14 protein-coding genes are annotated in these 13775 nt (G+C 63.9%); 7 read left to right on the top strand and 7 right to left on the bottom strand.

Annotation, left to right across the window (positions count from 1 at the left end; all coding sequences use genetic code 11):
* Positions 1-228: 228 nt before the first annotated feature.
* The 4 genes from thiS to trmB all read left to right on the top strand — a co-directional run bounded on the left by thiS (position 229) and on the right by trmB (position 2454).
* Positions 229-432, top strand: a complete 204-nt coding sequence (gene thiS, locus ACYVHK_RS19625) for a sulfur carrier protein ThiS (RefSeq protein WP_460535613.1) — start codon at positions 229-231, stop codon at positions 430-432.
* Complete coding sequence (locus ACYVHK_RS19620) at positions 433-897, top strand: GNAT family N-acetyltransferase (RefSeq protein WP_460535611.1); 465 nt, start codon at positions 433-435, stop codon at positions 895-897.
* Entirely contained in the window at positions 894-1676 is a 783-nt protein-coding gene (locus ACYVHK_RS19615; protein WP_460535609.1) for a thiazole synthase, read from the top strand. Before ACYVHK_RS19620 ends, ACYVHK_RS19615 begins: the two co-directional genes overlap by 4 nt.
* Before the next feature lie 100 nt (positions 1677-1776).
* Positions 1777-2454 carry a tRNA (guanine(46)-N(7))-methyltransferase TrmB gene (trmB, locus tag ACYVHK_RS19610; RefSeq protein WP_460535607.1) on the top strand — a complete coding sequence of 226 codons (678 nt, stop codon included), beginning with the start codon at positions 1777-1779 and terminating at the stop codon, positions 2452-2454.
* 85 nt (positions 2455-2539) lie between these two features.
* On the opposite strand, the gene ACYVHK_RS19605 is transcribed toward trmB, so the two are convergent.
* Genes ACYVHK_RS19605 through wrbA form a run of 5 tightly spaced genes read right to left on the bottom strand, consistent with a single transcriptional unit; the run spans position 2540 to position 5984 of the window.
* A complete protein-coding gene (locus ACYVHK_RS19605) occupies positions 2540-3295 on the bottom strand; it encodes an SPOR domain-containing protein (RefSeq protein WP_460535605.1) in 756 nt (251 codons plus the stop codon).
* Positions 3296-3299: 4 nt separating this feature from the next.
* The gene (locus tag ACYVHK_RS19600; RefSeq protein WP_460535603.1) at positions 3300-4052 is read right to left on the bottom strand and encodes a type III pantothenate kinase; all 753 of its coding nucleotides are present in this window, start codon (positions 4050-4052) and stop codon (positions 3300-3302) included.
* Complete coding sequence (locus ACYVHK_RS19595) at positions 4049-5020, bottom strand: bifunctional biotin--[acetyl-CoA-carboxylase] ligase/biotin operon repressor BirA (RefSeq protein ID WP_460535601.1); 972 nt, start codon at positions 5018-5020, stop codon at positions 4049-4051. Before ACYVHK_RS19595 ends, ACYVHK_RS19600 begins: the two co-directional genes overlap by 4 nt.
* Before the next feature lie 8 nt (positions 5021-5028).
* Positions 5029-5388 (bottom strand): DUF2069 domain-containing protein, encoded by a 360-nt coding sequence (locus ACYVHK_RS19590; RefSeq protein WP_460535599.1) that lies wholly within the window; start codon positions 5386-5388, stop codon positions 5029-5031.
* A complete protein-coding gene (gene wrbA / locus ACYVHK_RS19585) occupies positions 5385-5984 on the bottom strand; it encodes an NADPH-dependent FMN reductase family protein (RefSeq protein WP_460535597.1) in 600 nt (199 codons plus the stop codon). The genes ACYVHK_RS19590 and wrbA overlap by 4 nt, the downstream gene beginning before the upstream one ends.
* A gap of 117 nt (positions 5985-6101) precedes the next feature.
* Here wrbA and ACYVHK_RS19580 point away from each other — a divergent pair, with 117 nt between their 5' ends.
* Entirely contained in the window at positions 6102-7334 is a 1233-nt protein-coding gene (locus ACYVHK_RS19580; RefSeq protein WP_460535595.1) for a YihY family inner membrane protein, read from the top strand.
* 51 nt (positions 7335-7385) lie between these two features.
* Here the strand turns inward: ACYVHK_RS19580 and ACYVHK_RS19575 are convergent, their stop codons facing one another.
* Together ACYVHK_RS19575 and bioA are read right to left on the bottom strand one after the other, a co-directional pair.
* Positions 7386-8987, bottom strand: a complete 1602-nt coding sequence (locus ACYVHK_RS19575; RefSeq protein ID WP_460535592.1) for a hypothetical protein — start codon at positions 8985-8987, stop codon at positions 7386-7388.
* Between the two features lie 72 nt (positions 8988-9059).
* A complete protein-coding gene (gene bioA, locus ACYVHK_RS19570) occupies positions 9060-10376 on the bottom strand; it encodes a PLP-dependent aminotransferase family protein (protein WP_460535590.1) in 1317 nt (438 codons plus the stop codon).
* A 463-nt stretch (positions 10377-10839) separates the two neighbouring features.
* On the opposite strand from bioA, the gene urtA reads away from it, so the two are divergent.
* Entirely contained in the window at positions 10840-12111 is a 1272-nt protein-coding gene (urtA, locus tag ACYVHK_RS19565) for an urea ABC transporter substrate-binding protein (protein WP_460535588.1), read from the top strand.
* A 62-nt stretch (positions 12112-12173) separates the two neighbouring features.
* Positions 12174-13775, top strand: a complete 1602-nt coding sequence (gene urtB / locus ACYVHK_RS19560; RefSeq protein WP_460535586.1) for an urea ABC transporter permease subunit UrtB — start codon at positions 12174-12176, stop codon at positions 13773-13775.

Here is a 13775-nt window from a genome sequence, read left to right as displayed (position 1 = left end):
GTCCCTTACCCCTCCGCTCCGCCCGCTGGTTGTGAACCTTGCTACGCTCGCGCCGCTGATGCCACGGGCCACTGCTTATTCGGTGGCTATAACCCAGGCAGAGGCGTGCTCTCGGCATGCGCTCCCCTTTGGAATAACTGTTGTTTGTTCAATTACCTAAGTTCATATCGGGGCGGCCGCGTGGGGGTGCTAAAATCGGGCTGAATTGCAGCAGACCAAGAAACCAGCGTGATTACCATTACCCTCAACGGCGACGCACGCCAGTTCGCCGCCGGCCTCAATATCGTTGAACTGATCGAGCAACTGGGCCATGCCGGTCGCCGGATTGCCATCGAGCGCAACGGTGAGATCGTGCCCCGCAGCCAGCACGGCGAAACCGTGCTGCTGGAAGGCGACAAGCTGGAGATCGTGGTTGCCGTAGGGGGCGGTTGAATGAATACGCCCGTCATCCTGCAAAGTCGCCCCGCCACCTTGGCGGATGTGGACCTGCTGGCCGAGCTGAGCCAGCAGTTGCGCCGTGACGAAGGCCAGCGCAGCAGCCTCTCGGCGGTGCAACTTCGTGAGCGCATGCATGACTGGCTGGCGCATGAAGGTTATTCGGCCGTGCTGTTCGACTACGATGAGCAGGTCGTGGCCTACGCGCTCTACCGTGAGCAGGCCGGCTCCATCTATCTGCGCCAGTTCTTCGTCTCGGGTGACCGCCGACGCCTGGGGCTGGGGCGGCGCGCACTGGCACTGCTGTTCGAACAATACTGGCCGGCAGACAAGCGGCTGAGTGTGGATGTGATGAGCAGCAATGAGCGGGCGCTGGCCTTCTGGCGCTCCGTCGGCTTCCTGGATTATTCGACCACCCTGATCATGGCGCCCAAGCAGCGCCCTAACCGGACCTCCCCATGAGCACGCCCTTTACCATCGCTGGCCGTGAATACGGCTCCCGCCTGCTGGTCGGCACCGGCAAGTACAAGGATTTCACCGAGACCCGTGCCGCCATCGATGCATCGGGCGCGGAGATCGTCACCGTCGCCATACGGCGCGTGAACCTCGGGCAAGACGCCAGCCAGCCCAGCCTGCTGGATTTTCTGCCGCCCAGCGAATTCACCTACCTGCCCAATACGGCCGGCTGCTACAGCGCTGATGAGGCAGTACGCACGCTGCGGCTGGCGCGCGAGCTGCTCGACGGCCACAAGCTGGTCAAGCTCGAGGTGCTGGGTGACTCGCATACCCTGTTCCCGAACGTGCTGGAAACCCTCAAGGCTGCCGAGACCCTGATCAAGGATGGCTTCGATGTCATGGTCTACACCTCGGACGACCCCATCATTGCCAAGCAGCTCGAGGATATAGGCTGCTGCGCCATCATGCCGCTGGCCAGCCTGATCGGCTCGGGCATGGGCATCCTGAACCCCTGGAACCTGAAGCTCATCATTGAGCAGAGCCGGGTGCCGGTGATCGTCGATGCCGGCGTGGGTACCGCATCGGACGCGGCGATTGCCATGGAGCTCGGCTGCGACGGCGTGCTGATGAATACCGCGATTGCGGCCGCCCAGGATCCGGTGCGCATGGCCCGCGCCATGAAGCTCGGCGTGGAAGCCGGCCGGGAAGCGTTCCTCGCAGGCCGGATGCCGCGAAAGCTGTATTCCGCCAGCCCCAGCTCGCCAACCGGCGGGATGATAGGCTAAACCACAAGTAGACACGGGAGCGGGCGCATATCGGGGCAGCCGCAACGCTCCCCCGTCCTGTCCTGCGCTGCCCGCTTACCGATTCGTACTACAAGACATCATGGATAACCCGCAACAACGCCACATCCGCAGCTTTGTCCTGCGCCAGGGACATTTTTCCGAAGCGCAGACCCGCGCCATGGAAGCCGGCATGCCGCAATGGGGCATCGAGTACCGGGCAGAGACGCTGGACCTCGATGCTGCCTTTGGTCGCAGCGCGCCCAAGGTGCTGGAGATCGGCTTTGGCATGGGCGGTGCCACCTCGGAGATCGCGGCGGCGCGCGCCGACACCGACTTCCTGGGCATCGAGGTGCATGGGCCCGGCGTGGGCAATATGTTCAAGCTGATCGAGGAAAAGCAGCTCAGCAATATCCGGGTGATCCGCCATGATGCGGTCGAAGTGGTCGAGCATATGCTGGCACCGGCCTCGCTGGATGGCTTTCACCTGTACTTTCCCGACCCTTGGCCCAAGAAGCGGCAACAGAAGCGCCGGCTGGTACAGCCGGCCTTCCTGGCGCATATCGTCAGCCGTCTCAAGCCGGGTGCTTATGTACACATGGCGACCGACTGGGAAGACTACGCGATGCAGATGCTGGAAGTGCTCAGTGCCAACCCGGACCTGCAGAACACCGTGGAAGGCTATGCCGAGCGCCCGAGCTGGCGGCCGCTGACCAAGTTCGAGCAGCGCGGGCTCAACCTTGGGCACGGGGTATGGGACTTGATGTTCGTAAAAAAGTAAGCCCGGGGCCCATGCCGACAGGCCACGCCGAATAGAGAAAGGCGACCCGAAGCGGGTCGCCTTTTTGTTGGCCGGCTTTGCCGGATCAACAACCGGTTTCTGACACCGAGCTACCCTTGAAACTGGTTGCAGCCTTGGACAGATCGGCCCGCGCCGTCTTGGCAACATGCCGGATGATCAGGCTCTTGCTGGCCATTTCACCCCGCTCGCGGCTGACGGCCGAGCGCACGCCCTTTTGCTTGATGGTTTCCAGGCGCCGATCGGCCGCCTCCTGGGTCGAGAACAGGCCCAGCGAAATCGCATGGTTCCAGCGGCTGCCGTCATTGACCACGAAGAAGTCGTCTACGCCAAGCGACTTGATCTCCTCGGCCTTCCTCTGTGCATCTTCATTGTTCGGGCGAGGCGGGATATAAACCCAGTAGCGCTTGGGGCCGTCCGGCTCGCTACTTTCGAGCTTCACCTCGCCACCGAGTTTGAGTGCCGTCAACTGCTTGCGGGCATTGGGCATGTCCTCGGGCAGGATGCCGCGCCAAGCGAGGCAAACCTGGCCGCTCTTGGCCTCGGACTTGGTGTCGGGCTTTTCCTCAAGCTTGGCTTCCGCCTTGGTGGCAGCCTCCGCGACCTTGGCCTCGGCGGCATGCTCCACGGCCGGTACGGCTGCCGGATCGCCAGGCATGGCGGATTCCAGCACCGGCTTGGGTGCATCGGCCGCGACCAGCTTGAGCTTGTCGGCCTTGACCTCGCGGGCCTTCCAGTCGACCGGAGCCGGTGGCTCGGCAAGGCGGGTGTAGCCAAAGAACAGCAGATTGGCGCAGACGAGCAGGATGAACAACCACTTCATGAGATCAGTATTCCTTCAGGCTGGCATCGGGAAAAGCAAGACGGGCTAGGCCACGCAACACCAGATTATCAACAGGCATGAGCTGCGCCGCCAGCGTCGGCGCAAGCAAGGGGGCCAGTAGTGTGGCATCGCCGCCCGAAAGCAGGACCGGCACCATGCCGGCCCGCTGCTGCTGCAGTCGTTTGCGCATTTCATGGATGGCGCCGCACAAGGCCAGCAAGGCACCGTTGACGATGGCCTCGCCGGTCGAATGCGGGAAGTCGACCGGCGCGCCTTCCGGCAGACCCAGATCGGCCGTACCTTGCGCCAGGGCGGTACGCATGAGCCGGAAGCCGGGTACGATGATGCCCCCCAGGAAGTCACCGTCCGATGTCAGCGCATCGACCGTCATGGCGGTACCGGCCATGACCACGATGCAATCTTCATTAACCAGACTGCGTGCGCCAAGCATGGCGGCCCAGCGATCGGCCCCCAGTTGGCCCGGAATGCGATAGTGATTGCGCAAACCTGCAAGGTGCACGTCAGGCTTGAGCCAATCGACAGGCAACGGCGTCAGCAAGTCGGTCAGTTGCTGCGCCACGCCGGCGCCCGCTACATTGCAGGCCAGGACCTTGGTGATCGGTGCATGCTGGCGTAGCGCAAGCGCCAGCCCGGCGAGATCATCGTACCCGGCCACCCCGTCGCCAAGGAGCAGCGCCTCCTGGCACAGGCGCCATTTGAGCCGGCTATTGCCCGCATCGAGCAGCAGCGTACTCACTGGGCTCTCCGCAGGCTGACTTCGCCGGCATGCACACGGCGCTCGCCTTCCGATGTCTGGAAACGCAAGGCGCCATCCGGCGCCACGCCCAGTGCCGTGCCCTCGACGATTTCGCCATTTGGTTGGAGCAGCCGGGCCGGTGCGGCCTGCATGGCATGGCGCGCTTCCCATTCGGCGAGCAGTGGTGCAAAGCCGTGCTGCTCGAACGCCGGCAGCAGGCTGGCAAGCTCCGCCAGTACCGAGGCCAGCAGCCGGTTGCGATCACCGCTGTAACCCAGCAGGGCCAGGGATTCCGCCGCCTGGTCGAGACCACCACGCAAGCCATCGGACAGACGCAGATTGAGGCCGATGCCGATCACCACGCTGGACGGTCCATGCGCTTCGCCAGAGACCTCGATCAGGATGCCGCCCAGCTTGGCACCGGCGCTGGTCACGATATCGTTGGGCCACTTCAGGCGCGCGTCGATCACCCCCAGACTTTCCAGGGCCCGCGCGACGGCCAGGCCAACGGCCAGGCTCAACCCGGACAGGTCGGCCACACCCAGGTTGAAGCGCCAGAGCAGCGAGAACATCAGCGCATCGCCCAGCTCTCCCTGCCAGCTGCGGCCGCGCCGGCCTCGTCCCGCCGTCTGCCGCTCTGCCGCATAGACGCGGCCAGCAGGGGCACCCTTGTGGGCGGCGGCCAGCAAGGCGGTGTTGGTCGAGTCGATCTCGTCAAACAGCTGCAGGTCGAAATAGCGTGCCGCCTCACCGAGCCCCTGTGCGACCTTGGCTTCGTCCAGCCAGGCGATCGGTTTGGCTAGCTTGTAACCCCGACCTTTGACCGTATGGATCTCGACGCCCAGTTCGGCCACGGACTTCAGCGCCAGCGAGACGCTGGCGCGCGAGACGCCCAATGCATCGGCCAGCTCCGGCCCCGGGCGGAAGGCATCGGCATTCAGCAGGCGCAGCAGGGAGTAGGCATTCATGATCGGTGCTATTCGGTCCGGGTGAGACGGGCAAAGACGACGGTGCAGGCGAAGACCCAAGTGCTGAGGACGATCTCCAGAATCGCCAGATAGCGGATGGTGCCGCTGTCGCTCCAGCCGCGCATGACCCCTTCGATGAACCACAGCAGGATATACATGCTGAGCCACTGATAGGTATAGCGCCTGCCGCGCAGCACGCCAGACAACGGCAATAGCAGGGGCAGTGCCTTGATCCAGAACAGGGAGCCGGGTCGCAAAGGCGCAAGCCAGGCTTCCCAGGCCAGGCAAAGGATGAACAGGGCCAACAGACCGGCCAGGGTGCCGTTACGGCTCTGCCGCACCAGGGTATTCATGGCGGCCTGGTTCATAGCGGCTTCACCAGCTTGAGGGCGGCTTCGGCCAGGCGCTTGCCCAGTGCCATGGCCAGGGCCTTTTCATGCTCGTCGAGCGGGCGACGGCCATCGTGGCCCGTCACGTGGCTGGCGCCATAGGGCGTACCACCGCCTTGCGTCACGCTCAGGCCGGGCTCGCTATAGGGCAGGCCCACCAGGTACATGCCGTGGTGAAGCAGTGGCAACATCATGGTCAGCAGGGTGGTCTCATTGCCGCCGTGCAGGCTGCTGGTACTGGTGAAGACGGCAGCCGGCTTGCCGGCGAGCGTACCGGCAAGCCAGTCGGCGCTGGTGCCGTCGAGGAAATACTTGAGCGGTGCCGCCATGTTGCCGAAGCGGGTCGGGCTGCCCAGCGCCAGGCCGATGCATTCCTTCAGGTCGGCCAGCTCAACATAGGGTGCGCCTTCATCCGGTATGGCCGGCGCCGTGGCCTCGACCACGGTGGATACCGCCGGTACGGTACGCAGACGGGCCTGGCAGCCCTCGACCGATTCGATGCCGCGGGCGATCAGTTGTGCCAGTTGCCGGGTGGCACCGTGACGGGAGTAGTAAAGAACCAGCAGATCGGCCATGTCGAGGTGCGAAAAAGGATAAAGCCGGGATTATAGGTTCTGTTGCCCGGTGCGGGGCTTTGCCATCTCGCGCAATTAAGCGATAGTCGCGTCATTACAAGAAAGATACCTTCCCCGATGCTTCGCCTGTCCGACTATCGCCGCAACGTGATCAGCCGCCTACCCGCCCCGCTGGACTTCGCCCTGTTCGTCCTCAGGCGCCTGCGCGATGACCGCTGCCTGGAGGCTGCCGGCAGCCTCACCTTCACCACACTGCTGGCCCTGGTGCCCTTTCTGACCATTGCCCTGACCATCGTCGCCGGTTTTCCGATGTTCGATGAGGTCTCCACCCGCTTCAAGCTCTTCCTGCTGAGCAATCTGGTGCCCGACTCCGCCGGCAAGATCATTACGGTCTACATGCGGCAGTTCACCGACAATACCGGCAAGCTGACCGCCCTCTCCATGGCAACCCTGGCACTGACCGCAGTGGCCATGATGGGCACCATTGACCGTACCTTCAATCGCATCTGGCGCATCCGTCGGCAACGCCCCTGGTTGATCAAGACCATGACCTACTGGGGGGTGCTGACGCTTGGTCCGTTGTTGCTGGGTGTCGGCCTCGCGCTGATCGGCTGGCTGGAGGACCGTAGCGGGGTGCTGGCCGCCATGCTCAACGGCAGCGGCTTCCTGCTTGCGCTGGCCGGTATCGCGCTGTTCTATCGGGTAGTGCCCAATTGCCCGGTACCCGCCCAGCACGCCGTGCTGGCAGCGGGATTTGCCACCTTCTCGCTGACGGTCATGAAGAGCCTGTTCGGCCTGTACGTGAAGAAGTTCGGGACCTTCAAGCTGGTGTACGGTGCCTTTGCCAGCCTGCCCATCTTCCTGCTCTGGCTGTACCTGATCTGGGTCATCATCCTTGCCGGCGCCGTCTTGAGTGCCAGCCTCTCCTACTGGCACGGCGAGGCCTGGCGTCGCCGCGCCCATGCCGGCCAGCTCTTGTACGACGCGGTACGCCTGCTGCTGAAGCTGGACGATGCCCGCCGCGAAGGCGTCACGCCGACGCTGGATAAGCTGCGCCGTTCTCTGTCACTGGGCCAGGATGAGCTGCATAGCCTGCTGGAACGACTATCGGAAAAAGGCTGGACTCAGGCCACGCGGCAGGACGGCTGGCTGCTCGCCACGGCCCTGGAGCGCATCACACTCACTGACCTTTACTACCTGCTGGTCCGCCGCCCGGTTACGCCACCACGCGCCACCGACAGCCTGCACGAACTCCTGAACGAGAAGTTTGGCCAGGTCGACGCCGCGCTCAACATCACCCTCGCCGAACTTGCCCGCCGCCAACGCAACCCCGCCACCCAGACTGGCTAAAGACAAAGCCCACCAAGGCGGGCTTTGTCTGATCGGGTTATCAGCGGCGCATTACCGATATACGCCGAGCGTCTCGGCGTACTCGAACATCTCGAACCCCACCGCCTGCTCGGACAATCTGGCCGAGCGGACCACTTTCTCGCCATCGTCGGTATAGATCGCCAGCTCACGCATGGCGCCGAAGGTGCCACGCGGCGCCAGCAGCATCTGCGGCTGCTTGAGCGCCGTGACTTCCGGCAGCAGGATGCACGGCTGGAAGTTGCTACCGGTCGTGGTACCGGTGGGGCGCACCATGGCGGGCTGCCCTTGTGGTGCCAGTATCTGGATACCCACTTCGACCGATTCGCTATTGGGCATGGTCTGCAGCCAGCGCACGCAGGCCACCATCCAGTCATCCTCCGGCTTGCCCCGCAAGGCCACGATATCCCCGACCCGGTAGGCACAGTTCTGCGGCGCCGGTTGCAGGCGCAGGGCGAAGCCACCGGGACTCTCGTTCAGCAGCAGCCAGTCGTCCGGCGGGCCATAGGCCGCGCCGGAAATGCTGATCGGCCCTTCGGCGTTGATCTCGATGACGCTGTCGTCCAGCACCACGGGCTGCAGCAGGGGCTGGGCATCGTTGAGGTAGAAGGCCGACATGCGCAGGCCCACCACCATCTCCACCCTGCTATTGGCGCGGATGCGCTGGAAAACGCGCTTGGGGGCGATGCTCCATTGCCGGGTGACCCGGCGCAGCAAGTCTATCCAGGCTTGCGCCTTGCTGCGGTCATTGGCGCCTGGCAGCTTCTGCTCGACCACATGCAGGGCCTTGTGCAACAACTTGGCCATTTCCATCGTGTCGAGCAGGATGGCATTGCTGGCCTCGACGTCGAGCGGCTTCTGGCCCAGAAAGGTCGGGGGAACATCGGCATCCATGCGGACCAGAAAGTAGCCGGCCGGCGTGGTCGGGCTGGGCTGGTTGCCCAGCGGCTGAAACAGGGCTGCGGCGCCGTAATTGCGGATCAGATCCTGGATCTTGTCGTGTTCGACCGGGTGATAGCGATAGGGGTCGGCCAGCGCCAGCAGCAGGATCTGCTTGTAGTAGCCACCGATGGTCTTGATCGGCTCTACGCCCTCGGGCTGGTCGATGTGCTTATGCTGGATCGCATGCCGGAACAGGCTATGGATTTCCTGCCAGGTACCGGTCGGCACCGGCGTATAGCTCTTGCAACAGACCCACATGAGCTTGTGGTAGGTCATCAGGAGCTTCTGGATCAGCTGCGGAATATGCTTGTTGCCCAGGCTGAAGCGCACGTGCAGGCGATCCAGCAGCACCAGCTTGTAGCCATTGGCCAGTTCCAGCTGCAGGTTGCGCGCCAGCACGGCGGCCTGCTTGTGCTTTTCCTTGGCCGGCATGGCAGCCGAGGTGTAGGTCGCTTCCAGCGGCGCATCAAGCAGGTCGATGGCCAGCTGGTAGTGCTCCAGCAGCTTGAAGCGCGTGTCGTCGTCGAGCTTGACCCGGTTGAGCGTGGTCAGGGCGTCGAAGATCGCGCGGGCGGTCTCCTGCAGATTGGCGGGCGGCAAAGAAACAAGCCAGGCCTTCAAGGCCTTGGGGTTGGTCTCGACACTGAGGGTGTAGCCGGTAATTGGCTCCGGCACAGAGAGGACGAGCGACATGAGCTTTCGCGGACAGGATCTGTTGTTTTTTATAGGCGATATTCACCGGCAGCGCGCTGCCGCCGGGCAAGACTAACGCACACCCTCATCAAGCAGGCTTAGCAGGATAGCAAATACCTGTTGCAACTCGGCGATACTGATCACATACGGTGGCATGAGGTAGACAGTTTGCCCGACTGGCCGCAAAAGCACCCCCTGCTTGAGCGCCGCCTCGAACAGGCGCCCGGAGAAGCCGGCAATGGCATCGTGTACCTCGAAGGCCCATATCATGCCGAGCTGGCGCGCGTTGGCTACCCGTGGATGGGCGGCCAAGCGGGCGAAGTCCGGTGCGACGGCGCTGGCCTTGCTGTGGTTCTGCGCCAACACATTCTCGTCATCGAAGATGGCCAGCACTTCCAGCGCGGCGCGGCAGGCCAGCGCGTTGCCGGTGTAGCTGTGGCTGTGCAGGAAGCCCCGGCGGACATCGTCGTCATAGAAGGCAGCGTAGATGTCGTCCGTGCTCAGGACCACCGACAGGGGCAGATAGCCACCGGTGATGCCCTTGGAAAGACACAGGAAGTCCGGTCGGATACCGGCCTGCTCGCAAGCGAACAGGGTACCGGTGCGACCAAAGCCCATGGCGATCTCGTCGGCGATCAGGTGGACTTCGTAGGCATCGCACAGGGCGCGGGCGCGCTGCAGGTAGCGAGGGTGGTACATGGCCATGCCGGCCGCCCCCTGGCAAAGCGGCTCGACGATCAGGGCAGCCAGTTCGTGGGCCTGGGCCTTCAGCAAGGCTTCCAGTGCGTCGGCGGCACGGTCGGCGTACTGCTCCGGTGTCTCGCCCGGCTCAGCCAGGCGCCAGTCCGGCGAAGGCACCCGCTGGGTCTGGCGCAACAGGGGGGCGTAGGTGGCGCTGAATAGCGGCACGTCGGTGACCGACAACGCCCCCAGTGTCTCGCCGTGATAGCTGTTCTGCAGGCTGACAAAGCCGGTCTTGGCGGTGCGGCCGTGATTGCGCCAGTAGTGGTAGCTCATCTTCAGCGCGATCTCGGTCGCGCTTGCCCCGTCCGAGCCATAGAAAGCGTGACCGAGACCGGTCAGGGCAGCCAGTTTCTCCGACAGTTCCACCACCGGCTTCTGGGTGAAGCCGGCCAGGATCACATGCTCCAGCGTATTCATCTGGTCAAGGATGGCGGCATTCATGCGCGGATTGGCATGGCCGAACAGGTTGACCCACCAGCTGCTGACGCCATCGAGGTAGCGGCGACCTTCGAAGTCGATCAGCCACACCCCCTCGCCGCGGGCGATGGGAACGATGGGCAGGGCTTCGTGCTGCTTCATCTGGGTACAGGGATGCCAGACGGCCTGCCGGCTGCGTTGCAGCCAATCCTGGTTTGTTTGTTGCATCGTGCGGGCTCTCACCAATAGCTGTCCTGCTGGCTTCTACTTGGCCGACGCCACGCTGTAAAGCCTTTCCCTGATGCAGCGCAAGAACGGGGCGCGCCTGCGCCGCTTTGGTGCATAGACAACTTCCCGTCAGTCCTTCCCTGGCAAAGCAAGCCAGGCTAGACAAGCCAATGCTGCACCGCAACAGCTTGGCATGGCTCCTGCTACGGCCCTGCTGATGCGCAGCGGGCGTCCCACCGGACACTTGCCAGGCCGCAAACAAGGTATTTCGCTCCGCCTACCCCTGGCGAGCCGCTTTTGAGCAGTTGTGGTTCGGTTCACCCAGGTCTCTTGGTCGCACCGCCAGAACACGCCGGCAACAGGCCTTCGCCTCACTCCGCCGGACTTGCGGTCCGTCCCACGCTACCCACGCTGAATCGAACCCGGGTCACCCACCTTTGTTCATCCTCAGGAAGGAAGCGTCATGAAGCGTCGTATCGTACTCAAGGCAAGCTGTATCGCTGTGGCAATGGGACTGGGCGGTTTGAGCATGACGAGCCAGGCGGCCGATACCATTAAGGTCGGCATCCTGCATTCGCTGTCGGGCACGATGGCGATCTCCGAAACGGCGCTGAAGGAAACCGCGCTGATGACCATCGCCGAGATCAACGCCAAGGGCGGCGTGCTGGGCAAGCAGCTGGAGGCCGTGGTGGTCGATCCGGCCTCGAACTGGCCCCTGTTCGCTGAAAAATCCCGCCAGTTGCTGGCCAAGGACAAGGTGGCCGTGACCTTCGGCTGCTGGACCTCGGTCTCGCGCAAGTCGGTGCTGCCGGTCTTCAAGGAACTCAACGGTCTCTTGTTCTACCCGGTGCAGTACGAAGGTGAGGAGCTTGAGAAGAACGTGTTCTACACCGGTGCCGCGCCCAACCAGCAGGCGATACCGGCGGTGGAGTACCTGATGGGCAAGGATGGCGGCGAGGCCAAGCGCTTCGTGTTGCTGGGTACCGACTATGTCTACCCGCGCACCACCAACAAGATCCTGCGTGCTTTCCTCAAATCCAAGGGTGTGGCCGAAACCGACATCATGGAGGAGTACACCCCGTTCGGGCATAGCGATTACCAGTCCATCATCGCCAAGATCAAGAAGTTTGCCGGCGAGGGTAAGAAGACGGCCGTGATCTCCACCATCAATGGGGATTCCAACGTGCCGTTTTACAAGGAACTGGGCAATGCCGGCCTGAAGGCAACCGATGTGCCGGTGGTGGCCTTCTCGGTCGGCGAAGAGGAATTGCGCGGTATCGACGCCAAGCCGCTGGTGGGCCACCTGGCCGCCTGGAACTACTTCGAATCGGTCAAGAATCCGGAAAACACCGCCTTCATCAAGCTGTACAAGGACTGGGCGGTCAAGAACAAGCTGCCCAATGCCGACACCGTGGTCACCAACGACCCAATGGAAGCGACCTATGTCGGCATCCACATGTGGAAGCAGGCTGTGGAAAAGGCCAAGAGCACCGACGTGGACAAGGTGATCGCGGCGATGGGCGGCCAGAAGTTCAAGGCACCGTCGGGCTTCGTGCTCGAGATGGACGCGAAGAACCATCACCTGCACAAGCCGGTGATGATCGGCGAGGTGCAGGCCAATGGGCAGTTCGGCGTGGTCTGGAAGACCAAGACGCCGATCAAGGCCCAGCCCTGGAGTCCTTTTATCGCGGGTAACGACAAGAAGAAGGACGAGCCGGTGCTGGCCGCCAAGTAAGCCAGCCCATGGCGGGGCGCCAGCCGGCGCTCCGCCGTTGACGTCATCTGCGGACCCACGCCATGTCCCTACTCTTCCTGACCTGCCTGCGACGCGGCCTGTTGCCGGTGTTGCTGGCACTGGCTGCATCACTGGCCTACGCGCTGGGCCTGCCCCAGTTGCAGACCCTTGCCAGCGGCGAGAACGACGCACGTATTGCGCTGATCGAGCAGCTCGGCCAGCGCGATGACCCGCATGCCCTGAGCGTGCTGCAGGCGCTCAAGGACGACGCCCTGCTGATCAGCAGCGACGGCGGTGTACTACTGCTGCAGCATGGCAAGGTGGTGGACCCACTGAGCGGCCAGGCCAGCCCCCTGGCGGCCGAACAGCTTGAGCACGCCATGCTGAATAACCGCGTGCGCCGCGCGCTGGATGCGGCCTTGGCCCAGTTGCAACTGGGCCACCCGGACCCGACGGTCAGACTGGCCGCCGTGCAGGCGCTGGCCGAGCAGAGCGGCGCGGCCTTGCTGCCGCGCCTGCGGCAACGCCTCGACAAGGAAAGCGACGCCGCCGTGCGCGTGGCGCTGACGCTGGCGGTCGCGCGTACCGAGTTGCAGTCACCGGACGCCGCGGTGCGTGCTGGGGCCGCCCGCACCCTGGGCGAGAGTGCGACCCCGCAGATCCGTACCCTGCTGGAAGCGGCCGCCGGTACCGAAAAGGATGTGCAGGTGGCGACAGAGCTCGCCAGCAGCCTGCGCGAGGTCAAGCAGCGGCTGTTCTGGGCCGAAGTCGCCGGCCAGCTGTTCACTGGTGTCAGCCTGGGCTCCATCCTGCTACTGGCAGCGCTGGGCCTGGCGATCACCTACGGGCTGCTCGGCGTGATCAACATGGCCCACGGCGAGATGCTGATGATCGGGGCCTATTGCACCTATCTGGTCCAGGGCCTGTTCCGTCAGTACTTCCCGGCCGCACAGGAAGCCTACCTGCTGGCCGCGCTGCCGGTCGCCTTCCTGGTGACCGGGCTGCTGGGCGTGGCGCTGGAGCGGCTGATCATCCGCCACCTCTACGGTCGTCCACTGGAAACGCTGCTGGCAACCTGGGGCATCAGCCTGATGCTGATGCAGGCGGTACGCCTGTTGTTTGGCGCGCAGAACGTGGAGGTGGCCAACCCCGGCTGGATGAGCGGGGGCTGGCAGGTATTGCCCAATCTGATCCTGCCTTACAACCGGCTGGTCATCATCGTCTTTGCCATGGCCGTGCTGCTGGCCGTCTGGCTGATCATCAACAAGACCCGGCTGGGCCTGTTCGTGCGGGCTGTGACCCAGCACCGTCCCATGGCAGCCTGCGTGGGCGTAAGTACGGCGCGGGTGGACATGCTGGCCTTCGGTCTCGGGTCCGGCATCGCCGGCCTCGCCGGCGTGGCGCTATCGCAGATCGGCAATGTGGGCCCGGACCTTGGCCAGAGCTATATCGTCGATTCCTTCATGGTGGTCGTGCTCGGTGGCGTCGGCCAGTTGGCCGGTACCGTGCTGGCCAGCCTGGGGCTGGGCATGCTGGCCAAGCTGCTGGAGCCGCAGATCGGGGCGGTCCTGGCCAAGATCGGCATCCTGTTGCTGATCGTCCTCTTTATCCAGAAACGTCCCATGGGCCTGTTCGCGCTCAAGGGCCGCCTGGTCGAGCGTTGA

The sequence above is a fragment of the Chitinimonas naiadis genome, from assembly GCF_054780835.1.
This window is presented reverse-complemented; position numbering and strand designations above follow the sequence as displayed.

What these genes read in the sequence shown, in the direction of transcription:
- ACYVHK_RS19620 (WP_460535611.1), top strand. Translation starts at nt 433, where the DNA reads ATGAATACGCCCGTCATCCTGCAAAGTCGCCCCGCCACCTTGGCGGAT.
- ACYVHK_RS19615 (WP_460535609.1), top strand. Translation starts at nt 894, where the DNA reads ATGAGCACGCCCTTTACCATCGCTGGCCGTGAATACGGCTCCCGCCTG.
- trmB (WP_460535607.1), top strand. Translation starts at nt 1,777, where the DNA reads ATGGATAACCCGCAACAACGCCACATCCGCAGCTTTGTCCTGCGCCAG.
- ACYVHK_RS19605 (WP_460535605.1), bottom strand. Translation starts at nt 3,295, where the DNA reads ATGAAGTGGTTGTTCATCCTGCTCGTCTGCGCCAATCTGCTGTTCTTT.
- ACYVHK_RS19595 (WP_460535601.1), bottom strand. Translation starts at nt 5,020, where the DNA reads ATGAATGCCTACTCCCTGCTGCGCCTGCTGAATGCCGATGCCTTCCGC.
- ACYVHK_RS19590 (WP_460535599.1), bottom strand. Translation starts at nt 5,388, where the DNA reads ATGAACCAGGCCGCCATGAATACCCTGGTGCGGCAGAGCCGTAACGGC.
- wrbA (WP_460535597.1), bottom strand. Translation starts at nt 5,984, where the DNA reads ATGGCCGATCTGCTGGTTCTTTACTACTCCCGTCACGGTGCCACCCGG.
- ACYVHK_RS19580 (WP_460535595.1), top strand. Translation starts at nt 6,102, where the DNA reads ATGCTTCGCCTGTCCGACTATCGCCGCAACGTGATCAGCCGCCTACCC.
- ACYVHK_RS19575 (WP_460535592.1), bottom strand. Translation starts at nt 8,987, where the DNA reads ATGTCGCTCGTCCTCTCTGTGCCGGAGCCAATTACCGGCTACACCCTC.
- bioA (WP_460535590.1), bottom strand. Translation starts at nt 10,376, where the DNA reads ATGCAACAAACAAACCAGGATTGGCTGCAACGCAGCCGGCAGGCCGTC.
- urtA (WP_460535588.1), top strand. Translation starts at nt 10,840, where the DNA reads ATGAAGCGTCGTATCGTACTCAAGGCAAGCTGTATCGCTGTGGCAATG.
- urtB (WP_460535586.1), top strand. Translation starts at nt 12,174, where the DNA reads ATGTCCCTACTCTTCCTGACCTGCCTGCGACGCGGCCTGTTGCCGGTG.